We start from the raw sequence: 24207 nt of genomic DNA on the forward strand, positions 1-24207 counted from the left end.
GGACGTCAGGCCACGCCCACGACGTCCTTCTCCTCCGCGAAGTGACAGGCCGACTCGTGGGCCGCCGGAGAGTCCGCGCCCTTGAAGCGCTCCGGAATCGCAAGCAGCGGAACCTCCTCGGCGCACTTGTCCTCGGCCTTCCAGCAGCGGGTGCGGAAGCGGCAGCCGGACGGCGGGTTCGCCGGGGAGGGCACGTCGCCGGTCAGGATGATCCGCTCGCGCTGCTCGCGGTCCTGCGGGTCCGGCACCGGAACAGCCGACAGCAGCGCCTGGGTGTACGGGTGTGTCGGGTGCTCGTAGATCTGCTCGTCCGTGCCGATTTCGGCCATCTTGCCGAGGTACATCACGCCGACCCGGTCCGAGATGTGCCGGACGATCGACAGGTCGTGCGCGATGAAGATGTAGGAGAGGTTGAACTCGTCCTGCAGTCCCTCCATCAGGTTGATGACCTGTGCCTGGACGGAAACGTCCAGCGCCGAAACCGGCTCGTCGCAGATGATGACCTCGGGGTTCAGGGCCAGGCCGCGGGCGATGCCGATGCGCTGGCGCTGACCGCCCGAGAACTGGTGCGGGTAGCGGTTGATGTACTCGGGGTTGAGACCGACGACGTCCAGCAGCTCCTTGACCCGCTTACGCCGGTCTCCCTTCGGCGCCACCTCGGGGTGGATGTCGAAGGGCTCACCGATGATGTCGCCCACCGTCATACGGGGGTTGAGCGAGGTGTACGGGTCCTGGAAGATCATCTGGATGTTCCGGCGGACGGCCTTGAGCGCCCTGCCGGACAGCTTGGTGATGTCCTGGCCCTTGTAGAAGATCTCGCCCGCCGTCGCCCGCTCCAGGTTCATCAGGAGCTTGGCCACCGTGGACTTGCCGCAGCCGGACTCGCCCACGATGCCCAGGGTCTCGCCCTGGTACAGGTCGAAGGAGATGCCGTCGACGGCCTTCACGGCGCCGACCTGCCGTTTGAAGAGGATGCCCAGGGTCAGCGGGAAGTGCTTCACCAGGTTGCGCACCTGCAGGATCGGCTCGCCGCGCTCGACTCGTGCGTCGAGGGCGGCAACCGCCTCCTCCTCCGAGTGCACGTCGACGGCGTCCACCTCGGAGACGTTCGGCGTCGCGTCCGTCGGCTCGTCGGTCTTGGTCGACTCAGCCATGGATCGTCTCCTTCCAGAAGTGGCACGCGCTGGCGCGGCCCGGCAGTTCCGTTCCGTCCTGCTCGGTCACCGGGACCAGCGGCGGCCGGTCCGTACGGCAGATGTCCTGCGCCTTCTCGCAGCGCGGGTTGAAGGCGCAACCGCTCGGCACCTTCAGCAGGTTGGGCGGCAGCCCCTTGATCGCGTAGAGGTCCTGGCCCTTCTGGTCCAGACGCGGGATGGAGTCGAGCAGGCCGCGGGTGTAGGGGTGGGCGGGGCGCTTGTACAGCTCGTGCACCGGCGCCGTCTCCACGATCCGGCCCGCGTACATCACCGCGATCTTGTCGGCGACGTCCGCCACCACACCGAGGTCGTGGGTGATGAGGATGAGCCCCATCTGGTACTCGCGCTGCAGCTCCGCGAGCAGGTCCATCACCTGGGCCTGGACCGTCACGTCGAGGGCCGTGGTCGGCTCGTCGGCGATGATCAGGTCCGGCTCCAGGGCGAGCGCCATGGCGATCATGATGCGCTGGCGCATACCGCCGGAGAACTGGTGCGGGTAGTCGTTCACCCGGGCCGCGGCGGCCGGGATCTTCACCCGGTCCATCAGCTCGATGGCCTTGGCCTTGGCCGCCTTACGGGACAGTCCCTGGTGGACGCGGAACATCTCGCCCAGCTGGTATCCCACGCTGAGCACGGGGTTGAGCGAGGACAGTGCGTCCTGGAAGATCATCGCGATCCGGGCGCCGCGCAGCTTCCGCCGCTCCTCACCCGACATGGCGAGCATGTCCTGGCCGTAGAAGCGGATCTCGCCCTTGGGGATGCGGGCCGGCGGCATGTCGAGGATGCCCATGATCGCCTGAGCGGTCACGGACTTGCCGGAGCCGGACTCGCCGAGCACGGCTAGGGTCTCCCCTGATTTCACGGAGTAGTTGACGCCGTTGACGGCGCGAACGACACCTTCGCGGGTCTGGAACTCGACGTGCAGATCGCGCACTTCGAGCAGCGGGCCGGTGCGCTCCGGGTCGCCGGGGCGCGGGGCCGGGATGGCGTCCGTCGGGTCGATGATGGTCACGTACGCCTCCCTCAGCGCATCTTGGGGTCGAAGGCGTCGCGGACCACGTCGCCGAGCACGATGAACGCCAGCACGGTGACGCTCAGGGCACCTGCCGGGAACAGCAGCGCGTGCGGCTTCGTCAGGAACAGGCTCTGGGCGTCACTGATCATCACGCCCCAGGAGATGTTCGGATACTGGATGCCGATGCCCAGGTAGGACAGGGCTGCCTCGGCGGAGATGTAGACGCCGAGGTTCATCGTGGTGATGACGATGACGGGGGCGAGCGTGTTCGGCAGGATGTGCCGGAACGCGATCCGCCAGGAGTCGGCGCCCAGCGCCCGTGCGGCCATCACGTAGTCGTTGTACTTGTTGGCGATGACCTCGCCGCGCATGATCCTGAAGACCTGCGGCCAGCCGAGGATCGCCATGATGAACGACACCGACCAGACGTCACCGCCGCCCCAGATCGACATGATCAGCAGGCCGCCGACGATGAGCGGCAGAGCCGAGAACACCTCGGTGATACGTGAGACGACCGCGTCCAGCCATCCGCCGACCAGACCGGCCAGCATACCCAGCAGACCGCCTATGAGCGTGGTGACCACGGTCGTCACCACACCCACGACGATCGAGTTGCGGGTGCCGTACACGGTGCGCGTGTAGATGTCGCAGCCCTGTTGGTCGTAGCCGAACAGGTGCCCGGACGACGGCCCGTTCATGGAGTTCTGCAGCTGGCAGAAACCGTTCGAGAACGGGGAGCGGCCCGTGAACAGGCTGGGCGCGATCGCCAGCGCGAGCAGGCACACGATGACGAAGCCGGTGACGATGAACATGGGTCGCTTGCGCAGATCCGCCCAGCCGTCCTTGAGCAGGCTCGCCTGCCGGGATGCCGCCTTCTCCTCGGCCTCGATCTCCTTGGCGAGGGCGGCCTCGTCTGTGGTGGGCCTCTCTATCGTCTTCTCACTCATAGCGAATCCTCGGGTCGAGCACGGCGTACATCAGGTCTACGAGGAGGTTGGCGACCAGGTAGATCAGTACGAGCAGGGTCGTCAGACCGACTACGACGGGCCGTTCACGCAGATAGACGGACTGGGCCAACTGGCCGCCGATACCAGGCAGGTTGAACACGCGCTCGGTGATGATGGCACCACCCATGAGAGCACCGAGGTCGAAGCCCAGGAAGGTGACCACCGGGATCAGGGAGTTGCGCAGCGCGTGCACACCGATGACCCGCCGGGTCGGCAGGCCCTTGGCTATCGCCGTACGCACGTAGTCGGCGCGGATCGACTCCGTCATGCTCGCCCGCACCAGACGCGCGATATAGGCCATGGAGGTCGTGGCGAGCACGACGGCCGGGAGGATGTAGCTCTGCGGCCAGCCCTTCTCGATGCCGGCGACCGGCGTGAACTTCAGCTTCACGCCGAACTCCAGCTGGAGCACGCTGCCGAGGACGAACACCGGGATCGAGATCAGCACAAGCGTCGAGATGAGCACGACGTTGTCGATGAACTTGCCCTTCTTCAGGGCGGAGAAGATGCCGGCGACGATACCGATCACGGCCTCGATGGCGAACGAGGTCAGCCCCAGCTTCAGAGTGATGGGGAACCGCTCGGAGACGATCTCGGAGATGGCACGTCCGTTGTACGTCTCACCGAGGTCACCGGTGAAGACGCCGCTGATGTAGTGCCAGTACTGCTGGTACAGCGGCTCGTTGAGGTGGTAGTGCGCACGCAGAATCGCCGCGATGTTGGGGTCGGCGCGCTTGTCGCCGGCCAGTGCCTGGATCGGGTCGCCGGGCAGAGCGAAGACCAGGCAGAAGATGATGAACGTGACGCCTATCACCACAGGGATCACCTGCAGCAGGCGGCGCACGACGTATCGGCCCATGGGTACTCCAGAGGGGTGCTCGACCCGACCGTGGCCGAGGGGATGGCACGGTCGGACAGGAGACGGCAGCAGGAGTGAGCAGGGGAAGGCTATTCCTCCCCCTGCTCACCCCGTAACGCTGTGTCAGGACTGCTCAGAACCTGGTCAGCTGAGCTTGACCTGGTCCCACAGGATGTTGTGACCGGCGATCTTCATCGACTTGATCTTGTCGCTGAAGCCACTGTTCAACGTGTAGAAGTACACCGGGATGTACGGCAGGTCCTTGAGGATCACGTCGTCGGCCTGCTGGTACTTCTTGACGGCGTCCTCGTGCGTCGCGGCCTGGTCACCCTCGACGAGCAGCTTCTCGAAGTCCTGGTTGACGTAACCCGAGTAGTTGGAGCCGTTGGCGATGGCTTCCTTCGAGAAGATCGGACGGAGGTAGTTCTCCATGTCCGGGTAGTCCATGTTCCAGGCCATACGGAACGCGCCCTGGTACTTCTTGGCGTCCAGGTCGTTGAGGATCGTCTGGAACTGCTCGAACGGCTTGGCCGTCACCTTGATGCCCAGGTTCTGCTGGATCTGGTTGGCGACCGCCTCGATCCACGCCTTGTGGTCGCCGTCGGCGTTGTAGCCGAGCTCCAGCTTGTTGCCGGGCAGGCCGCCGCTCTTCTTGTAGAGCTCCTTGGCCTTGGCCGCGTCGAGCGTGCAGGCCTCACCACAGGCGCCCTTGCGGTAGCCGTCGATGATGGGGCTGATGAAGTCGTCCGCGGGCGTACGGGCGCCGAGGAAGATCTTCGAGGCGATCGTCTTCCGGTCGATCGACATGGAGATGGCCTTGCGGAGGTCCGCGTTCTGGAAGGCCTTGTTGTACTTGATCGGGAAGCCGATGTAGCCGACGCCGGAGTCGGCCTCGTCGATGTAACGGCCCGGCAGGTCCTTGTGGTACGTCGGCAGACCGGAGTTCGGGATGACCAGCTGGACGTCCAGGTTGCCGGCGACGAGGTCCTTGTAGGCCGTGTCCAGGTTCGAGTAGATCTTGAAGTTGACGCCCTTGACCTCGATCTTCGAGGCGTCCGGGTACTTGTCGTACTTCGTGGTGTCGATCTCTTCGTTGTGCTTGAACGTGCCCTTCATCTTGAAGGGGCCGTTGCCGATGGGGGCCTCGCCGAAGCCCTTCGGGTCCTTGAAGAACGCCTTGGGCAGCGGCACGAAGGCGGTGAAGGACAGCTGCGACGGGAACGCCGAGAACGCGCCGGTCAGCGTGACCTGAAGCGTGCTGTCGTCGACGGCCTTCAGACCGGACATCTTGTCCGTCTTGGGCTTCTTGCCCTCGCCCGGGTTCAGGTCGCTGTAGCCCTGGATGTGGCTGAACAGCGGGTTGGTCTGCTGGGCGTTGGTCTGGTTGGCACCGTAGTTCCAGGCGTCGATGAACGACTGGGCGGTGACCTTCTCGCCGTTGTGGAAGGTGTAACCGGACTTCAGCTTGATCGTCCAGACCTTGTTGTCCTTGGTCTCGATCGACTGCGCCATGGCGTTGACGACCTTGTTGTCGGCGTCAAGCTTGGTCAGACCCGTGAAGAGGGCGTTGATGACCTGGCCGCCCTCGGTCTCGTACGTGTTGCTGGGGACCAGGCCGTTCTGCGGCTCACCGATCTCCACCGACACGACGCCGTTGCCCTTGCCCTTGCCCGAGCTGCCGTCGTCCCCGCCGCCGCCACAGGCCGTCGCACCCAGCGCCACTACGGCGGCTATCGCAACCCACTTGGCGCTCTTGGCACCACGCATGGGGCTCCTCCTCATGAGTCCATTGGTTCACCGCATGGGGGAGCACATGACACATCACCGTTACCGGTGCCTGAAATGGTCAGGTGCCCCCGCGCTCGTGAGTCGACGCCGCCTGCAGCGTGTTGACCCGTTGATCCGAGCTCTACGCGCCTAACTATCTGCCATGTGCCATGGCCGAACCACACTCATAAGGTCTCGGTTCGATCACACCTGACGCGTACATCTTCCAAAATCCGGACAAAGGGTTTGCCGAAAGATCCCTGCGAAACGGACTTGTTACACACCTATCGGACTCGCATGTCCGTATACCGAACGCGAAGGGCATGAAAATTCAGTTGCGGAATCGCGGCGGCTGTGCGGGGGTGCACGGCCGACCGCTTTCAGCCAACGGGCCTGCGCCACAGGGCCGTTCGCCGGGCCCTCACAGGAGACGGACAGGGCCCACGCTGGCCGAAGAATAGTGCGGTTCGATCCGCCTTTGCCGATCCAGAACGAGAACTAGGGTTTTCCCTACGTCTGCCGAACGGGCCCCTCCTCGGGCTGGGCACACAACGAGGCCCGCGCCTGCCCAGGCGCGGGCCTTCATCACGTTCTGCGAGCGGTCCTGGTCACTCCTCCACGAACAGCTCAGCCGCGTCCGTCGCGTGCACCGCGCGCTGGGCCCAGGCCGTGAGCTGGTCCGGGTCCGAACAGGCCCTCACCTGCTTCCGGACGGCGGCAGACACGGGAATGCCGCGCCATTCGAGGATGCGCAGGACCATCTCGATACCCACCTCTACGCGGCCCTCTTCACGAATCTGCTCGGCCAGCGGGTGCCGCCAGAAGTACTGGATCGCCATCTTCAGGTTCTTCCACAGCGGATTGCGTTTGCCGGACCGGCTTGCCCCGTCAGCCCCCGGTCACTCATCGACGAACAACTCCGCCGCATGCGTCGCACGCACAGCCCGCTGAGTCCAGACCTCCAGCTGGTGCAGGTCCGTGCAGGCTTCCACCCGCTCACGGACTGCGTCGGGCACGGGGATGCTGCGCCATTCCAGGATGCGCAGAATCGTCTCGACGCCGTGCTGGATGCGGCCCTCCTCCCGGCCCTCCTCCCGCACCTGCTCCGCCAGCGGATGCCGGAAGAAGTACTGCATCGCCGTCATCAGGTCCCTCCACATCTGTTTCACCTGGGGGTCGGCCAGGCATGAGTCGACGAACTGCGCGAAGACCCCGGCACTGTCCGCGTCGATGGTCTTCAGGGCGGCTGCCAGCGATTCCAGTATGGCGGCGGCCTTCGGCCCCTTGCCATGTGTCATGGCCGAGAGCACCGCAAGAGGTACGTCCCGTTCGGCCTCCTCCGGGTCGGCGATCACCGGTACGTTGTCGGGTCCGAGCACGAGCGGACGTACCGTCAGGGAGGGTCGGCCGGGCACACCGAGATGAATGGGCTCGGCCGCCCAGCGGGCCGTGGAACCGCACTGCGTGGTGACGATGAGCACGGGCTCGCAGCGGTGCTTCTCGTACAGGTACGAGAGGTAGTACGGCCAGCTGCCGCGCTTGGCCTCGTCAATCCGCCGCTGCGACTCGACGACCAGAAGGTAGTCGCCGTCGTCGGTCTTCGCGCGTAACAGCGTGTCCACGCGCCGCTCGACCGGTTCGATCTCGGTGAGGTCGATGTTCATGCCGGCGAATTCCCGCGGCTCGGGAAAGGCGACACCCAGCACCTGCTGCAGGGCCCGCGTCAGCAGCGCGGGGTCCTTCTGGAAGATCCGGTGCATCGCCTCGTGCAATGAGCTGACCATCGGCTCTCCTTTCTTATCGACGTGATCAACGAGCTACGAGACGGCCAGGTCACACCACACGAACTTGCCCCGGTCGCCGAACCGGGCCGACGGCTGCCAGCCCCAGTTGTCCGCGCAGGCCATGACCAGCCCGAGCCCCCGCCCCTCCTCCAGCTCCCCGACCTGGTCCAACGGCCGTGGCGGCTCCGGCGGTTCGGGGTCGGTGTCCCAGGCCCCGATCCACACGGCACCCTCCTGGGATCGGCGGATCCTGAGGGCTGCGGGCCCCTTCGTGTGCCGTACGGCGTTGGCGACCAGCTCCGTCGCAAGGAGTTCGGCGGTGTCCGCCAGTCCGATCAGGCCGTGCATGGTCAGGATCAGGCGCAGGGTGCGGCGGCAGACGGTGACGGCTCTGGGGTCGTTGGGGATGTAGAGGGTGTAGTCCCAGGTTTCGGGCATGGGTCATCAACTCCGTTCGGTGAGTGGGGATTTCACGCAGGGCGGCATCGCCGCATACACGGTGCACTTCCGCTGCGTGTGCGGCACATCACCGACGGTAGGACCTACATTTAGGTCCGTGCAAGTTGTTGCCGTAATCTGACCCCCGAACGAGTCACGTACTCCCGGGAGTTGGGAGGTGGGGAGGAAGCCGATGGGGCGTCGCCAGCAACCCACAGCACGCCAACTGCGCCTGGGTCTTGAACTGCGGAAACTACGCGAGGCCGCCGGCCTGAAAGCAACCGAAGCGGCAAGCCTGCTCGGCGTGACCTCGGTCCAGATCAGCCAGACCGAATCGGGGATCTCCGGCGTCAGCGGACAGCGCGTTCGCCGTCTTGCCGCCAACTACGCCTGTTCGGACGACGAGTTGATCGATGCGCTGGTGGCCATGACGACCGACCGCACCAGAGGCTGGTGGGAGGAGTACCGGGGTCAGCTGCCTACGCCGTTCATGGATCTGCCCGAGCTGGAACATCACGCCCACTTCCGGTGGGACGTGGAATTCCTGCACGTCCCGGGCCTTCTTCAGACCGCGGATTACGCTCGATCCCTCTTCTCGTACGTGAACCCGGAGTTCCCGCAGAGCGATGTCGAACGATGGGTTGATCACAGGATGAAACGCAGGGTCATCCTCGATCGCCCGGAACCGGTGCCGTACGAGGCGGTGATCCATGAAGGGGCGCTACGCATCAGGGTCGGCAACCGATCCACGGCGCGGGCTCAGCTCCTCCGCGTCCTTGAACTCTCTGAGTCCGACCATGTCACCGTACGCGTCATCCCCTTCGACCTGGACGACTTCGGCGGAGCGGGAAGTGCGATGGTGTACGCGGGCGGCCCCATCCCCAAGCTGGACACAGTTGTCCGTGACGGCCCCAACGGCCCGGTGTTCATCGATGCCGAAGCCCAGCTCAACCGATATCGAACGCTCTTCCGTAGAGTAGAGGCAGTGTCACTCGACCCCAACCGTTCGCGTGACTTCATCCACCGGCTGTCGAAGGAGCTGTGAGCATGCTGACCCCCGACACCTGGCAGAAGTCTTCCTTCTCCGGTGGCGGCCAGGGCGACGCATGTGTCGAAGTCGCAGACCTGGACACCCACATAGCCATCCGCGATTCAAAGGCTCCGACCAGAGCAGCCCTCGCCTTCGCCTCCGAAGCCTTCACGCCGTTCATCGAAGCCCTGAAGCACGCAGCCCCCGCGGCCAACTGAAAGGCCCGGGCGCCCCAAGATGGGGGCACCCGGGCCTCAAGTGGCCTGCTGTCAGCCGTGCTTGGCCCGGCTCGCCGCGCGGGCGCGCTCGCGGGCGTCCAGGTTCACCTTGCGGATGCGGACAGCCTCCGGGGTGACCTCGACGCACTCGTCGTCGCGGCAGAACTCCAGGGACTGCTCCAGGGAGAGCTTGCGCGGCGGGACGATCGCCTCGAACGTGTCGGCCGAGGACGACCGCATGTTGGTGAGCTTCTTCTCCTTGGTGATGTTCACGTCCATGTCGTCGGAGCGCGAGTTCTCGCCGACGATCATGCCCTCGTACACCTCGGTGCCGGGGTCGGTGAAGAGCACACCGCGCTCCTGGAGGTTCGTCATCGCGAAGGCGGTGACGGCACCGGCGCGGTCGGCGACCAGGGAGCCGTTGTTGCGGGTCTGCAGCTGGCCGAACCAGGGCTCGTGACCCTCGTGGATGGAGTGGCCGATGCCCGTACCGCGCGTCTGAGTCAGGAACTCGGTACGGAAGCCGATGAGGCCGCGGGAGGGAACCACGAACTCCATGCGGACCCAGCCGGAGCCGTGGTTGGACATGTTGTCCATCCGGCCCTTGCGGACGCCCATGAGCTGCGTGACCGCACCCATGTGCTCCTCGGGCACGTCGATCGTCATGCGCTCGACCGGCTCGTACGTCTTGCCGTCGACGTCCTTCGTGACGACCTGCGGCTTGCCGATGGTCAGCTCGAAGCCCTCGCGGCGCATCTGCTCGACCAGGATGGCGAGCGCCAGCTCACCACGGCCCTGGACCTCCCAGGCGTCCGGACGCTCGGTGTCGAGGACGCGGAGGGAGACGTTACCGATCAGCTCGCGGTCCAGGCGGTCCTTGACCTGACGGGCCGTGACCTTGCGGTCCTTGACCGCGGCCTTGTTGTCCGCGCCCTTGCCGGTACCGCCACGGCCGACCAGCGGCGAGGTGTTCGTACCGATGGTCATCGAGATCGCCGGCTCGTCGACCGTGATCAGCGGCAGCGGGATCGGGTTCTCCGGGTCGGCCAGGGTCTCGCCGATCATGATGTCGGAGATACCGGCGACGGCACAGATGTCGCCCGGGCCGGCCATCTCGGCGGGCTTGCGGGTGAGCGCCTCGGTCATCAGCAGCTCGGTGATGCGCACGTTGGACATCGTGCCGTCACGCTTGATCCACGTGACGGTCTGGCCCTTGCGCAGCTCGCCCTGCTCGACGCGGAGCAGCGCGATCCGGCCGAGGAAGTTGTCGGCGTCCAGGTTGGTGACGTGCGCCTGGAGCGGGGCCGTCTCGTCGTACTCCGGAGCCGGGACGTGGGACAGGATCGTGGAGAAGAAGGGCTCCAGGCTGTCGCTGTCGGCCGGGACGGTGCCGTCCTCCGGCTTGGTCAGCGAGGCGACACCGTCACGCGCACACGCGTAGACGATGGGGAACTCGATCTGGTCCTCGTCGGCGTCGAGGTCGAGGAAGAGGTCGTAGGCCTCGTTGACGACCTCGTCGATGCGCGAGTCGGGGCGGTCCGTCTTGTTGATGCAGAGGATGACGGGCAGGCGGGCCTGCAGCGCCTTGCGCAGCACGAAGCGGGTCTGCGGCAGCGGGCCCTCGGAGGCGTCGACGAGCAGCACGACCGCGTCCACCATCGACAGACCGCGCTCGACCTCGCCACCGAAGTCGGCGTGGCCGGGGGTGTCGATGATGTTGATGGTGATGACGTCGCCGCCATCCTTCGGGTGGTACTTCACCGCCGTGTTCTTGGCCAGGATCGTGATGCCCTTCTCACGCTCCAGGTCGTTCGAGTCCATCATGCGGTCGTCGAGCGACTCGGCGGCGTGCGCCGCGAAGGCACCGGCCTGCTTCAGCATGGCGTCGACGAGGGTCGTCTTGCCGTGGTCGACGTGGGCGACGATGGCGACGTTGCGGATGTCGTGGCGCGTGGCCATGAAGGCGTACTCCTGGAGTGTGAGGAAGGCCGACGCGTACGTCTGTGTTACGCGGACCCTGCCGGGCTGAACACGCCACGGCCTTACACCATGGTACGGGGCCGCCGCGGCGGCGGCTCGCCGGGCAGTCGGGGTCAGGCGTTCCGGGTGGCCCGGGAGCCCGCGTCGCAGGAGAGCCGGGCAGCCTGGCGGGCGATCCGGCTGTCGACGGACTCGTCGCAGGAGAGGGTGCCTTGCATGTCGAGGGTCCAGTTCCGCGCGTGCCCTGTCGTCGGCCGGCTGCCGGGGCAGATGTAGCGGAAGTCCCCCTCCCACTCCCGGACTCCGGCGTACTGCACGGTTTCGCCCGGGCCGGACACCTCGGAGAAACGGTTGTGCAGGTTCGGAGCCTTCTGGTGCACGTCCGTGAAGGCCCAGGTGTCGCCGGTCACGTCGGCCAGAGTGGCGGCGTCGGAATCGATCTCGCCGATCTTCTTGCCCAGCGAGAAGAGGACCTCGGCCGGAGACAGGGACGGTCCCTCGGTCCGCACCGACGGCTTCGGGGTGTACACCCGCTCGATCGGGTTGGTCGTCCTGATGGTGCGGCCCCCGCTCACCTCCGGCGCGGACACACCGGTCAGCCGGTCCGTCTTCTTCACGCCGGTCCAGGTGAAGCTCCCGTTCGCACAGGCCTTCACCACGGCCGGTGCGCTGCTCGTGGCGGCGGCCTTCCCGTCGCCGCCCCCGCCACCGGTGCACCCCGCGAGCCCCGCCGCCACCGTCACCGCGGTCAGCGCCGCGGCCCATGTCCCCCGTGTGATGCCCCGCATGTGCCGTCCCGTTTCCCCCGCGCACGGGCGCCCGGCGCCCGCGGCATGATCAATGGTCGACTCATGCTGCGGGCGCCGGGCGCGTACGGCAAGCGTTTTGAGCTGTCTCTGAGCTACCGCCCCGTCAGTCGTCCGCCGAAGCCCTCGCCGACGGCTTCGCCCCCTTCTTCAGGAAGCCCATGTCCTGGTAGAGCGGCGTCTGGAACCCGAAGGACCCCGCGTTCACGACGTTCTTCCTCGCGGCTGTCAGCTGCGGCCGCTGGTACAGCGGGATGGAGCCGGCCGCCGCCCAGATGCGGGAGTCGGCCTTGCGGATCAGGGAGAGGTTCTCGTCGCCGTCCAGGGTCGCGGCCGCCTGGTCGAAGAGGTGGTCGACCTGGTCGGTGCCGACGCGGGTGTAGTTCTGCTCGACGTCGAGGGAGCCGTCGGCGGCAGGGACCGGCTTGGCGTAGATGGGCCGGGCGTCGGTGGCCGGGAAGGCGGAGGCGGGCCAGGAGTACAGGGCGAGGTCGAACTGCCCGGACGCGATGTGGTCCTTGAAGTAGCTCTCGTCGGAGACCTTCGTGATCCGGGTGCTGATGCCGACCCGCAGCAGCATGCTGCTGATCCGGTCGGCCACGGTCCGCAGGGCCTGCGAGCCGGGGCCCGACGGGAGCACGAAGCGGAGGGTGAGCGGCTTGCCGTCCTTGGCCAGCAACCCGGCGGCGGCGCCGGCCGGGGCTGCGGTGCCCTTGGGGGCGTAGGCGCCGGGCGCGCCGCCCTGCTGGGGCTGCTGTCCGGCGTACTGCTTGCCGTCGGCGAGGTGCGTGCCGGCCTTCTCGTGCTTCTTGGTGTGGTCCTTGGGGTCCTTGTCGTGCCCGCTCTTGCTGTCCCCTCCGTTGTCGTCCTCGCCGACGATGTACGTTCCGTCGTCGCCGCCCTCGGACTCGTCGCTCCCCCGGCCCTCGGCCCCGGCGGCCTTCTCGCCCTTCTGCTGCTTCTTCTGCTCCTTGACCGGACCGCCGCGCACCCACCCGGCGTCCGCGAGCAGCGCCTGCGCCTCCGCGGTGTCCTCGCCGCCGAGCGAGCCGCTGTTGTCGGCGTAGGCGGCCTGCCCGGACAGCGCAAGGTGGCTGCCGACGGGCACGGCGGGCAGCCCGAGCGGCTTGAGAACCGCCTCGGCGAGCGCCTTGCGGTCGAGGGCGCGGGCCACGGCCCGGCGGACGCGCTCGTCCGCGAGGGGGCCCTCGGCGCCGTTGAGGGCGAGCTGGGTGTAGACCGGCTCCAGCGACTTGCGCACCTCGAGACCGCCCAGGCCTTCGGCTTCGCGGGGAAGGGCCTTCGCGGCGACGCGTCCACCGCCCGGGCCCGGCAGCGGGGTGGAGCCCTGCAGTGGTGTGCCCGTGCCGTTGGCCCGGCCGGCCAGGTCGATGCGCTGGGCGGCGGACGGGTCGATCTCGGCCAGGTCGATCGTCCCGTCGGCCAGCGCGGCGGCCCGCTTGTCGAGCGGCACGGCCAGCAGGTCGATCTCGGAGAGCTTGGCGGGCTGACCCCACCAGCGCGGGTTGCGGACCAGGCTGACCTGGTTGTTCTTGTGGTCGACCGCCTTCAGGGCGAAGGGACCTGCGGTGACCTTGAGCGTCCTGCGCGCCCCGTCGTTGAAGGCGTCCGGCGTCCCCATGACGTCCTTGGGGTACAGCGGCGAGAACAGCGACTGCCAGTCGGCGTACGGCCGCGCGAAGGTGACCTTGACCTCGAGGTCGTTGGCCCCGCGCTCGATCTTCTCGATGCGGTCGTAGCCGGAGTTGCGGGCGGTCCAGTACGCGGTGTCCTTGCCGGACAGGGCGCGCCACTGGGCGGCGAAGTCGGCGGCGCCGATCTCGCGGCCGTCGCTCCAGACGGCCTGCTGGGCGAGCTTGTAGAGCACGACCTGCTTGGGCTCCGTCTGGACGACCTTGGCGGACTCCAGGTAGTCGGGATTGCGCTGCGGCCGGCCGTTGGGGTCCAGCCGGTACATGGACGGGAGGACGGCCTGCGCGATGCGGTTCGTGGCCGCGTCGGCGTCCGACTGGAACGTGTTCAGGGTCTCCGGTACGTCGTCCACGGCCCAGCGCAGGGTGCCGCCGTCGGCCACCAGGTCACGGGCGGCGGGAGCGATGTCCGGCCCGGCGAGGGGCCTGCCCGCCTCGTCCTCGGAGGTGCAACCGGTGAGCAGGGGCACCGCGAGCACGCCCGCCGTGAGGAAGGCGACCGAACGCACGACCGCGCCGGGCCTGGTCCTCAGTCTCCCGTCGTGGGACATCTCTGCTACCTCCGAGGCCGCTCCAGCCGGTGACACGGGTGGGGGTCTGATCACATTTGGGCGTATTTTGGAGTTGATCAGATGTACGGCCCCACTGAAGAGGAAGGGGTTCGCCCACCGGGGGCGACACGGCGGCAGCGGCGGGCAACCCCACCCGTGCGGCGCAACGCGCGCCCCCGGCGCACACAGAGCGCTTGCGGGCGTGCACTGGAGGCGTGCAATCCGCCAATCGCTGCACATCCCTTCCCACCGGCAGGTGTGACGCGCAACACTCGCAGGCGCATGAACGTTGCCACCGGGGGCCTGACGGCCCATGGAAGTGAGGTCACGTCATGTCCGTGCAAGACGACCTGACGTCAGTCCAGCGCTGCCTAGACGACCTGTTCCGGTCCGTGGGCCGCCTGGAGAAGCAGCTGGGCGGTGGCGGGCTCGACATGCGCCGCGTCCGCGCCGACGCCGATCACCTGCGGGAGAGCGTCGCCCTCCTGCGCGAGGCGGCGTCGAGTCCGGGCACGCCCCGCAAACCCGAACTCGTCACCATCCCCGACACGCCCTACGACCGCTCGCTGTGGATCGACACGGACGACGAAGGACTCGGCGCCCACCACGGCCCCGGCCACTGAGCGCCCCTAGACACCGACCGGAGTCTTCAAGTTGGCCACTGGTACGGAACCACATCTGAACAGCGGCGGCGTACGGACCGGTACGCGCGCCGCGATCGACGCCCCGCATCTGCGGACCGACCGCTGGTGGCTGGCCCCGGCCGCCACCGCGGCCGGGCTGCTCGCCTTCATCGTCTACTCGACATGGCGGGCCTTCGCGAACGCGGACTACTACTCGGCGCCGTATGTCTCCCCGTTCTACTCGCCGTGTCTGGCGGAGAACTGCAAGAACATGCCGTCGGGCCCGAACGCCGACCTCTTCGGGAGCTGGTGGGGCATCTCCCCCGCCATCATCATCCTGATCTTCCCGCTCGGCTTCCGCCTGACCTGCTACTACTACCGCAAGGCCTACTACCGGGGCTTCTGGGCATCGCCCCCGGCCTGCGCGGTGGCTGAGCCGCACAAGAAGTACACCGGTGAGACCCGCTTCCCGCTGATCCTGCAGAACATCCACCGGTACTTCTTCTACGCGGCGATCCTGGTCGCGGGCGTGCTGAGCTACGACACCGTGCTGTCCTTCCGGGACACGGACGAGAACTGGGGCCACATGGGCCTCGGCACCGTCGTGTTCCTGGTCAACATCACGCTGATCTGGGCGTACACGATCTCCTGCCACTCCTGCCGGCACATCGTCGGCGGCAAGCTCAAGCACTTCTCCAAGCATCCCGTGCGCTACCGGGCGTGGCAGTTCGTCGGGAAGCTGAATGCCCGTCACATGCTGCTCGCCTGGGCGTCGTTGGTGAGCGTGGCGCTCGCCGACTTCTACGTCTACCTGGTCGCCTCAGGCGCCTTCGACGATCCGAGGTTTTTCTGATGTCCGTGGTCGACCGCCAGGAGTGGGACGTAGTCGTGGTCGGCGCCGGGGGCGCCGGGCTGCGTGCGGCCATCGAGGCGCGCGAGCGGGGCGCCCGTACGGCCGTGATCTGCAAGTCGCTGTTCGGCAAGGCGCACACGGTGATGGCCGAGGGCGGCATCGCGGCGGCGATGGCCAATGTCAACGAGCACGACAACTGGCAGGTGCACTTCCGCGACACCATGCGCGGCGGCAAGTTCCTCAACCAGTGGCGGATGGCCGAGCTGCACGCGCAGGAGGCTCCCGACCGCGTGTGGGAGCTGGAGACCTGGGGCGCCCTCTTCGACCGTACGAAGGAAGGGAAGATCTCCCAGCGCAACTTCGGCGGCCACGAGTACCCGCGCCTCGCGCACGTCGGCGACCGGACCGGGCTCGAGCTGATCCGCACCCTCCAGCAGAAGATCGTCTCCCTGCAGCAGGAGGACAAGAAGGAGACCGGCGACTACGAGTCCCGGCTGAAGGTCTTCCAGGAGTGCACGGTCACGCGGATCCTCAAGGACGGAAGCCGGGTCTCCGGTGTCTTCGCCTACGAGCGCGAGACCGGCCGTTTCTTCGTGCTGGAGGCCCCCTCCGTCGTCATCGCGACCGGCGGTATCGGCAAGTCCTTCAAGGTGACGTCGAACTCGTGGGAGTACACGGGCGACGGACACGCGCTGGCGCTGCTCGCGGGCGCTCCCCTGCTGAACATGGAGTTCGTGCAGTTCCATCCGACGGGGATGGTCTGGCCGCCGTCGGTGAAGGGGATCCTCGTCACGGAGTCGGTCCGCGGCGACGGCGGAGTGCTCAGGAACTCCGACGGCAAACGCTTCATGTTCGACTACATCCCCGACGTCTTCAAGGAGAAGTACGCGGAGTCGGAGGAGGAGGGCGACCGCTGGTACGAGGACCCGGACAACAACCGGCGTCCCCCTGAGCTGCTCCCCCGCGACGAGGTCGCCCGCGCGATCAACTCCGAGGTGAAGGCGGGCCGCGGCTCCCCGCACGGCGGCGTCTTCCTCGACGTCTCGACGCGTATGCCGGCCGAGGTCATCCGGCGCCGACTGCCGTCCATGTACCACCAGTTCAAGGAGCTGGCGGACGTCGACATCACGGCGGAGGCGATGGAGGTCGGGCCCACCTGTCACTACGTGATGGGCGGCATCGCGGTCGAGTCCGACACGGCCGCCGCACGCGGGGTGCCGGGCCTGTTCGCGGCCGGTGAGGTCGCGGGCGGCATGCACGGCTCCAACCGCCTCGGCGGGAACTCTCTCTCCGACCTGCTGGTGTTCGGGCGCCGGGCGGGCTGGCACGCGGCCGAGCACTCGGCGGCCCTCGCCTTCGAACGCCCCGCCGTCGACGAGGTCCAGGTCGACACGGCCGCCGCGGAGGCACTGCGCCCCTTCTCCGCGGAGGGCCCCGCGCCCGGCGCGGACGACGGCCGCCCGCCGGAGAACCCGTACACCCTCCACCAGGAACTCCAGCAGACCATGAACGACCTGGTCGGCATCATCCGCCGCGAGGGCGAGATGGAGCAGGCGCTGGAGAAGCTGGCGGATCTCCGGGTACGGGCCCGCCGGGCCGGTGTCGAGGGGCACCGCCAGTTCAACCCCGGCTGGCATCTCGCGCTGGACCTGCGGAACATGCTGCTGGTCAGCGAGTGCGTGGCCCGGGCGGCCCTGGAGCGCTCGGAGTCCCGCGGCGGCCACACCCGCGAGGACCATCCGACGATGGACCGCAAGTGGCGCAACATCAACCTGCTGTGCCAACTGATCGACCCCACGGGCGGACTGGCGGCCACGGACCCGGTCCGCGGCCAGATCGCCCTCACCCGCGAGACCACCGAACCCATCCGCGCCGACCTGCTCGCCCTCTTCGACAAGGAGGAGCTGGTCAAGTACCTCGCCGAAGAGGAGCTGTACGAGTGAGCAGCTACGAGGCCCGCTTCAAGGTGTGGCGGGGCGATGTCAAGGGCGGCGGCCTGGAGGACTTCAAGGTCGAGGTGAATGACGGCGAGGTGGTCCTCGACATCATCCACCGCCTCCAGGCCACCCAGGCTCCCGATCTGGCGGTCCGCTGGAACTGCAAGGCGGGCAAGTGCGGTTCGTGTTCCGCCGAGATCAACGGGCGCCCGCGGCTGATGTGCATGACGCGCATGTCGGTTTTCACGCGCGAGGAGACGATCACCGTCACGCCGCTGCGCGCCTTCCCGGTCGTACGGGACCTGGTGACGGACGTCGGGTTCAACTACACCAAGGCGCGCGAGGTCCCGGCGTTCGTGCCGCCGGAGGGTGTGGGTGCCGGCGAGTACCGGATGATGCAGGAGGACGTGGACCGCTCGCAGGAGTTCCGCAAGTGCATCGAGTGCTTCCTGTGCCAGGACACCTGCCATGTCGTCCGCGACCACGAGGAGAACAAGACGGCGTTCGCGGGGCCCCGCTTCCTGATGCGGGTGGCGGAGCTGGACATGCACCCGCTGGACGCGGCCGCCGAGGGCGGACTCGACCGCAAGAAGACCGCCCAGGACGAACACGGCCTCGGCTACTGCAACATCACCAAGTGCTGCACGGAAGTGTGCCCCGAGGGCATCAAGATCACGGACAATGCGCTGATCCCCTTGAAGGAGCGGGCGGTCGACCGCAAGTACGACCCGTTGGTGTGGCTGGGGTCGAAGATCAGGAGGAGGCCTTCGTAGGCTTCGCAGGTCGCGGGGTGCGGCCGGGGCGCAGCGCTGAGGTTCAGCGCACCCAGCCGCCCCGGTACGCCCTCCAGTCCGCCTCCGTCGCCGCGAAGTCGACGTAGAGCGCGACACCGAAGTTGGTTCGGTCCGCGTCCGTGCGGGAGAGGCCGAGGCGGGCGCCGCGGACGGCGGCGGGGACGGTCTCGGCATGGTTCCAGTGGCCGAACCGGTTCTCGTGGTAGAAGGGCAGGCCCATCAGCAGGTCGGTGGAGGGCGGGGTGACCTCCAGGGCGAGCGAGGTCTGCTGGGCGACGTAGCCGCCGTACAGGCTCTGCAGCGGCTGCATGGTGTCGTACGACATCACGGCGATCTGGTCGACCCGGCGCGCGACCTGGCCGAAGAACCTCTGCGACCACCACTTCGGGTGTCCGGCGACCGTGCCCCAGAAGGCGTGGAACCCGGGGAGGGGGTCGATCTGGTGGGCGGCGACGGACAGCAGGGCGTGGTGCGCGCGGGTGACGGAGTGCAGGGAGTCGAGGAGGGCGAGGTAGTCGCGGTCGCCGGAGTGGAGGGGCTCGAGGTCGAAGTGGACGCCGTCGAAGCCGGTGGCCAGGATCTGCCGGGTGGAGGCGACGACGGCCGCGCGGGTCGCCGGCCGCTCCAGGCGCATCCCCGTCGGGCCCTCGGTCGCGAGCACGTCGCCGAGCCAGGCCTGGACGCGGAGGCGGGGCGCTGCCCGGTGCATGGCCTCGATGAACCAACCTGCCTTGGGGTACGCCGACTTGGGGAGCGTGCCGTTGTGTTCGAGTGGGCCTGCGTGGACGTAGAGGTCGCGGATGCCGGTGTCCTGGAAGCGGTCGGCGAGGGCGGTGACGTCGGCGTCGGTCTTCCGGCCGTCGATCCAGGCGTGGCCCAGCCAGATGGCGTCCTTGTTCCTGGTGTACGTGCCGGCTGCGGGGTCGCCTGTGTAGTTCACGCGGAGGGCGATCTCGGCGGCGAGGGTGGGCAGGAGCAGGGCGAGGACCAGGACCAGGGCGGTGCGTTTCAGTCTGCGGCGCCAGGGCCGTGGGGAGTCCTGGGCGTCGGCGACCGCGGGTTCGTGGGTGGCGGTGGCCGCACCTTCCGCTTCGGGCCCATCCGTGTGCGCGCGCTCCGTCCGGTCCATCCCCGCTCCCCCTCGTGCGTCATCGTCCGTGGTCATCGGTCCCCCTGCGTCACGCCACCCCCACCCCTGACGCACCCCGGTCGCGCGGCCGCATTCCTGCTCATACGCTCCGAAATGTGACGTCATCCTTGTTCCGGGGCCGGCCGCGGCACGCCACCTCTCGCATATCCGTACGGGTGCTGCACACCCTGGTGGGCGGGCTGGCCGGGGTGGTGTGGCTGGTGTTGCCGTGGATGACGATCAACAGTGATGCGCCGGTTCCGGTCACCCGTGCGCACCAGACCGCCGCAAGCGCCGCCGCGGCGGAGCAGGACGGCACGTCGGCGGCCGACCTGGTGCTGCCGCTCGTTGTGGTGGCCGCCGCGGTTGTCGTCGCGGGGTACGGGTATGTGCGGCGCACGCGGCGCGCCCGGACGCGTACGACACCCGGTGGCGCGGCGGCCCCCGCCGGGCCCGCCGCACCACCGCTCTCCGAACTCGACGAGCGCGTACGGGCGTTGCTGGTGGAGGCCGACGACTGCGTGCGCACCAGCCGGGAGGAACTCGAGTTCGCCGAGGCGCGGTCCGGGGCGGATCCCGTGGCGCCGTTCGTACGTGCCGTGCGGGGCGCCGAGTCCGAGCTCTCGGCCGCCTTTCGGATGCGGCAGCAGTACGACGACGGTGTCCCGGACGACGAGACGTCCCGGCGGCACGCGCTCGCCGGGATGGTCGGGCGGTGTCAGGAGGCGGGGCGGCGGCTGGATGCGGAGGCCGCGGGGTTCGACCTGCTGCGCGCGCTGGGGACAGCAGACGGTCTGGGGGCGGCGCTGGAGGTCGCGGAGGACCGGTTCCGTGCGCTGGCCGCGCGTACCGGAGGCGCCGAGGCCACGCTGGCCGGCCTCGGCAGGCGGTACGGCACTTCCGCGGTCGAAGCCGTCACCGGCCATGTCGAACAGGCCAAGGACCGCCTGGTGTTCGCCACGACCCGGCTCAACCAGGCCCGCCAGACGGCCGACATGGAGGAGCGCGAGGATGCGGCACGTCATCTGCGGGCCGCCGAGGGGGCGACAGCCCAGGCCGACGTGTTCGTGTCCGGCATCGAGCGGCTCGCCGCCGATCTGGCCTCGGCCGCGAAGTTGGTGCCGGCCGCGCTCACCGGGGCGGAGGCGGAGCTCGCGGGTGCACGGGCAGCCGGTACCGATGCGGGAGACATACCCGCCGGTGAGCTGCACGCCCGCGCCGCGCATGCGCACCTGGTCCTGGCCGCCGTACGGGAAGAGCTGACGGCCGGGCCGTACGACCCGCTCGACGCCCTCCGGCTGATCGTGCGGGGGCTTGCCCCGGTGGGTGTGGGGCGGGCCGGGGTGCTGTCGGTCGCCGCGTCACTGGTCGCGCGCAGTGCCGTGGCCGACGCCGACGCCTTCGTCACGACGCACCGGGGAGCCGTCGGGAGCACGGCCCGCACCCGGCTGGCGGAGGCGGAACGGCTGCTCACCGACGAGCCGCCGGACCTGCTCACCGCCGACACCCTGGCCCGCCGCGCACGCGAACGCGCCGAACAGGACGTACGGGTCCACGGCAACCCGATCACCGGTACGGCCGAGCACGAGACGGGCGTCGCAGGGGCTGTGCTCGGCGGGGTGCTGGTAGCCGGGTCATCCGCGAGCTACGGCGGCCCACATACCCGGGCCCGAAGAGGGCGCGGCAGCGCCCTCTAGGGGCGCGGGGAACTGCGCGAGCAACCACGACGAAGCCGCACCCGCCGAAACACCCCGCACCCCCTCCTCAATAGGCGCACCCCGGTCAAAACAGACTCAGCAACGCCTCCGCCGGATCCGCCAGCCCCGTCTCCCCATCAGGCAACGGCAGTTCGAACCACACCGTCTTGCCGCGAGGCGTACGACGCGACCCCCAAGCCGCACTCAGAAGCCCGACAAGCTGGAGCCCCCGACCACCCTCATCCGTGTCACGCGCGCGCCGCCGGCGGGGCTGGACGAGCCCGGAGTCCCAGACCTCGCAGACCAGCGTGCGGTCGAGCAGAAGACGCAGCCGGATCTCTCCCTCGCCGTACCGCAGGGCGTTGGTGACCAGCTCGCTGACCAGCAACTCCGTTGTGTCGACGAGGGGTTCGAGGTCCCAGGACAGCAGCTGCCCGCGGGCGTACTCACGCGCCCGGCCCACACTCCGCGGCTCCCGCGGCAGCGTCCAGTCGCCGACCGAGTCGGCGGGCAGGCCCTGGACGCGGGCCATCAGCAGGGCGATGTCGTCCTCGCCGTGGTGGGTGTCGAGAGTGTTGAGGACGTGGTCGCAGACGTCCTCCAGGGGGCGCGTGGGGTCCGTCAGCGCTCCCACGAAGGCCTGCAGGCCCTCGTCCAGAGGGTGGTCGCGGGATTCGACCAGTCCATCCGTGTAGAGCGCCAGAAGTGCGCCTTCGGGGAGTTCGACCTCGACCTCCTCGAACGGCTCCCCGCCCACGCCGAGCGGCATGCCCGGCGGCACATCGAGCATCAGCGCGTCCTCGCCGGGCTCGACCAGGACGGGGGGCAGATGGCCCGCGTTGGCGAAGGTGCAGCGGCGGGTCACGGAGTCGTAGACCGCGTAGACGCAGGTTGCCAGGTAGACCTCCGAGAGGTCCGCCTCGCGGGGGCGGCGGGCCGCGCGGGTGGCCTGCTGGACGCCGCCCGGTGCGCCGAGGCCCCGCGCGATCTCGTCCAACGCGCTGAGCACTTCCGCCGGTTCGAGATCCAGGAGGGCAAGTGTTCTCACCGCCGAGCGGAGTTCGCCCATCGCCACGGCCGCGCGCAGGCCGCGGCCCATGACGTCGCCGACCACCAACGCCGTGCGGTGGCCGGGCAGTTCGATCACGTCGAACCAGTCGCCGCCGACCTCGCTGGGGCGGTCGGCGGAGGAGTTGCCCGGCAGATAGCGGCAGGCGATGTCCAGGCCGGAGGCCACCGGGTCGCCCGGCGGGAGCAGCGACCGCTGCAGTATCAGGGCGCGTTCGTGCTCACGGCGGTACAGGCGCGCGTTGTCGATACAGACGGCGGCGCGCGCCGCGAGCTCCACCGCGAGGTCCCGGTCCCGGTCCCCGAACGGCTCGCTGCCCTTCGTACGGGCGAACTGCGCAAGTCCTACGACGGTGTCGTGGGCGACCATCGGCACGGCCAGCGTGGACTGCACGAGGCCGCCCTCCTCGGCGGGGACGAGCTGGGTGCGGGCGGTGCGCAGGGCGTCCGCACAAGGGGAGTTGAACGGGTAGTGGTGGACCGCGCCGACGGCGACGGGCGCGCCGCCCCCGACGAACGGCGCGTCGGAGACCGCGCTGGCGAAGGCGACCCGGCGCAGCTGCGCGCTGCCGTCGGCGAGGCCCGGCGGGGTCTCGTCGCCCGCCAGCAGGCCCTGGTAGAGGTCGACCGTCGCGAGGTCGCAGAAGCCGGGGACGACGACGTCGAGGAGTTCGCGGGCCGTGGTCTCCAGGTCGAGGGAGTTGCCGATGCGGGCGCCGGCCTCGTTGAGAAGGGCGAGATTGCGCCGCGCGGCGGCGGCCTCGCGGGCCGCGGCTCGACGGGAGGTGATGTCTGTTCCGAGCCATGCGACGCCGATGGGGCGGCCGGAGCCACTGTGCACACGGTAGAGGTTGATGGACCAGTGGCGACGGCCCTCGGAACCCGGCACGAAGCCCGTGACGTGCATGTCCGTGATGGAGTCGCCGGTCTCCAGGACCCGGCGCAGCGTGGCCGCGACCCGCTCGGCCTCGGGCCGCTGCAGATAGTCGTGGACGCCCCGGCCGCGGTGGTCGTCGGGTGTGCCGCCGAAGGTGTTGGCAAACTGCTGGTTGGCGCGGCGGACCCGCAGATCGGTGTCGATCAGCAGGAAGCCGAAAGGAGATTGACCGAAAATCGACTGCGAGGCGGCAAGGTCGGTCTCGATGCTGCGCAGGGTGCGTACGTCGACCACGATGCAGACGGCGGCCTTCTCGCCGTCCTCGGTCCGCGTCGGCATCACATAGACCTCGGCGAGCCCCTCCCGCCCGTTCTCCCCCGCTGCCGCCCCGGGCTGCCGGAACGGGACCACTCCGGTCCACTCCCGCCCGTCCAGGATCTCGGCCATCTTGCGCTGCCCCTGCTCGCGCAGGTCGGGGTCGATGAACGCCTCGATGGGGTCCATGCCGACCGCACGCTCGGCAGGGATCCCGAAGAGCTGCTCGGCGCGCAGACTCCACTGGTCGACGAGCCCGTCGGCGCCGATGGAGAAGGACGCGACCTTGATGTAGTCGTAGATGGAGCCGGGCGGACTGCTCTGCCACATGGCGTCACCGTGAGGTGTTCCGTCGAAGGAGGACAGGCCCGTCCCGCCCGCCGTCCCGCTCGTCACATCGGCCGCGGCATCACCCGTGGCCTCCGCCCTCGCGCCGTCCGACGGGTCCTCGGACTCCGTGGCCTTCGCTGGTATCTCGCTCACGCGAACCGTCCCCTCCAGCTCACCGCGTCCGGCACCGGTCACCGGGGGCGGCTGCCCACAGTATCCAG

The 24207-nt window shown here is 68.6% G+C and carries 20 protein-coding genes; 7 read left to right on the forward strand and 13 right to left on the reverse strand.

Annotated elements, in window-relative coordinates:
- Positions 1-5: 5 nt before the first annotated feature.
- The 8 genes from ACFY10_RS16465 to ACFY10_RS16500 form a co-directional block, all read right to left on the reverse strand.
- Positions 6-1154, reverse strand: a complete 1149-nt coding sequence (locus ACFY10_RS16465; protein WP_390665804.1) for an ABC transporter ATP-binding protein — start codon at positions 1152-1154, stop codon at positions 6-8.
- Positions 1147-2208 carry an ABC transporter ATP-binding protein gene (locus tag ACFY10_RS16470; RefSeq protein ID WP_390665805.1) on the reverse strand — a complete coding sequence of 354 codons (1062 nt, stop codon included), beginning with the start codon at positions 2206-2208 and terminating at the stop codon, positions 1147-1149. Before ACFY10_RS16470 ends, ACFY10_RS16465 begins: the two co-directional genes overlap by 8 nt.
- 11 nt (positions 2209-2219) lie before the next feature.
- Positions 2220-3158 (reverse strand): ABC transporter permease, encoded by a 939-nt coding sequence (locus ACFY10_RS16475; RefSeq protein ID WP_390665806.1) that lies wholly within the window; start codon positions 3156-3158, stop codon positions 2220-2222.
- Positions 3151-4077 carry an ABC transporter permease gene (locus ACFY10_RS16480; RefSeq protein ID WP_390665807.1) on the reverse strand — a complete coding sequence of 309 codons (927 nt, stop codon included), beginning with the start codon at positions 4075-4077 and terminating at the stop codon, positions 3151-3153. Before ACFY10_RS16480 ends, ACFY10_RS16475 begins: the two co-directional genes overlap by 8 nt.
- Before the next feature lie 144 nt (positions 4078-4221).
- The gene (locus ACFY10_RS16485; RefSeq protein WP_390665808.1) at positions 4222-5844 is read right to left on the reverse strand and encodes an ABC transporter substrate-binding protein; all 1623 of its coding nucleotides are present in this window, start codon (positions 5842-5844) and stop codon (positions 4222-4224) included.
- 608 nt (positions 5845-6452) lie between these two features.
- A complete protein-coding gene (locus ACFY10_RS16490; RefSeq protein ID WP_390665809.1) occupies positions 6453-6683 on the reverse strand; it encodes a hypothetical protein in 231 nt (76 codons plus the stop codon).
- Between the two features lie 60 nt (positions 6684-6743).
- Positions 6744-7628: a hypothetical protein gene (locus ACFY10_RS16495; protein ID WP_390665810.1), complete on the reverse strand. Its 885-nt coding sequence runs from the start codon at positions 7626-7628 to the stop codon at positions 6744-6746.
- Positions 7629-7661: 33 nt separating this feature from the next.
- Positions 7662-8066 carry an ATP-binding protein gene (locus ACFY10_RS16500; RefSeq protein WP_390665811.1) on the reverse strand — a complete coding sequence of 135 codons (405 nt, stop codon included), beginning with the start codon at positions 8064-8066 and terminating at the stop codon, positions 7662-7664.
- 193 nt (positions 8067-8259) lie between these two features.
- On the opposite strand from ACFY10_RS16500, the gene ACFY10_RS16505 reads away from it, so the two are divergent.
- Both ACFY10_RS16505 and ACFY10_RS16510 read left to right on the forward strand, forming a co-directional pair.
- Positions 8260-9111: a helix-turn-helix transcriptional regulator gene (locus ACFY10_RS16505; RefSeq protein ID WP_390665812.1), complete on the forward strand. Its 852-nt coding sequence runs from the start codon at positions 8260-8262 to the stop codon at positions 9109-9111.
- A 2-nt stretch (positions 9112-9113) separates the two neighbouring features.
- Positions 9114-9314: a DUF397 domain-containing protein gene (locus tag ACFY10_RS16510; RefSeq protein WP_390665813.1), complete on the forward strand. Its 201-nt coding sequence runs from the start codon at positions 9114-9116 to the stop codon at positions 9312-9314.
- Positions 9315-9365: 51 nt separating this feature from the next.
- Here ACFY10_RS16510 and typA read toward each other — a convergent pair whose 3' ends face one another.
- From typA to ACFY10_RS16525, 3 genes are all read right to left on the reverse strand, one after another.
- A complete protein-coding gene (gene typA, locus ACFY10_RS16515) occupies positions 9366-11273 on the reverse strand; it encodes a translational GTPase TypA (protein ID WP_390665814.1) in 1908 nt (635 codons plus the stop codon).
- 134 nt (positions 11274-11407) lie between these two features.
- Positions 11408-12082 (reverse strand): hypothetical protein, encoded by a 675-nt coding sequence (locus tag ACFY10_RS16520; protein ID WP_390665815.1) that lies wholly within the window; start codon positions 12080-12082, stop codon positions 11408-11410.
- A 124-nt stretch (positions 12083-12206) separates the two neighbouring features.
- A complete protein-coding gene (locus tag ACFY10_RS16525) occupies positions 12207-14363 on the reverse strand; it encodes an ABC transporter family substrate-binding protein (protein ID WP_390665816.1) in 2157 nt (718 codons plus the stop codon).
- Between the two features lie 332 nt (positions 14364-14695).
- On the opposite strand from ACFY10_RS16525, the gene ACFY10_RS16530 reads away from it, so the two are divergent.
- Genes ACFY10_RS16530 through ACFY10_RS16545 form a run of 4 tightly spaced genes read left to right on the forward strand, consistent with a single transcriptional unit; the run spans position 14696 to position 18549 of the window.
- Positions 14696-14986 (forward strand): hypothetical protein, encoded by a 291-nt coding sequence (locus ACFY10_RS16530; protein WP_390665817.1) that lies wholly within the window; start codon positions 14696-14698, stop codon positions 14984-14986.
- A 31-nt stretch (positions 14987-15017) separates the two neighbouring features.
- Complete coding sequence (locus ACFY10_RS16535; protein WP_390665818.1) at positions 15018-15839, forward strand: hypothetical protein; 822 nt, start codon at positions 15018-15020, stop codon at positions 15837-15839.
- Positions 15839-17782, forward strand: a complete 1944-nt coding sequence (locus tag ACFY10_RS16540; protein ID WP_390665819.1) for a fumarate reductase/succinate dehydrogenase flavoprotein subunit — start codon at positions 15839-15841, stop codon at positions 17780-17782. The genes ACFY10_RS16535 and ACFY10_RS16540 overlap by 1 nt, the downstream gene beginning before the upstream one ends.
- Positions 17779-18549, forward strand: coding sequence for a succinate dehydrogenase/fumarate reductase iron-sulfur subunit (locus tag ACFY10_RS16545; protein WP_390665820.1), 771 nt, complete (start codon positions 17779-17781; stop codon positions 18547-18549). The genes ACFY10_RS16540 and ACFY10_RS16545 overlap by 4 nt, the downstream gene beginning before the upstream one ends.
- Positions 18550-18592: 43 nt before the next feature.
- Here the strand turns inward: ACFY10_RS16545 and ACFY10_RS16550 are convergent, their stop codons facing one another.
- Positions 18593-19699 (reverse strand): hypothetical protein, encoded by a 1107-nt coding sequence (locus ACFY10_RS16550; RefSeq protein WP_390666179.1) that lies wholly within the window; start codon positions 19697-19699, stop codon positions 18593-18595.
- 116 nt (positions 19700-19815) lie between these two features.
- On the opposite strand from ACFY10_RS16550, the gene ACFY10_RS16555 reads away from it, so the two are divergent.
- Positions 19816-21396: a hypothetical protein gene (locus ACFY10_RS16555; RefSeq protein ID WP_390665821.1), complete on the forward strand. Its 1581-nt coding sequence runs from the start codon at positions 19816-19818 to the stop codon at positions 21394-21396.
- Positions 21397-21481: 85 nt separating this feature from the next.
- On the opposite strand, the gene ACFY10_RS16560 is transcribed toward ACFY10_RS16555, so the two are convergent.
- Entirely contained in the window at positions 21482-24139 is a 2658-nt protein-coding gene (locus ACFY10_RS16560; protein WP_390665822.1) for a SpoIIE family protein phosphatase, read from the reverse strand.
- Positions 24140-24207 lie beyond the last annotated feature (68 nt).

The organism is Streptomyces sp. NPDC001401 (genome assembly GCF_042895385.1).
Taxonomy (GTDB): Bacteria; Actinomycetota; Actinomycetes; order Streptomycetales; family Streptomycetaceae; genus Streptomyces.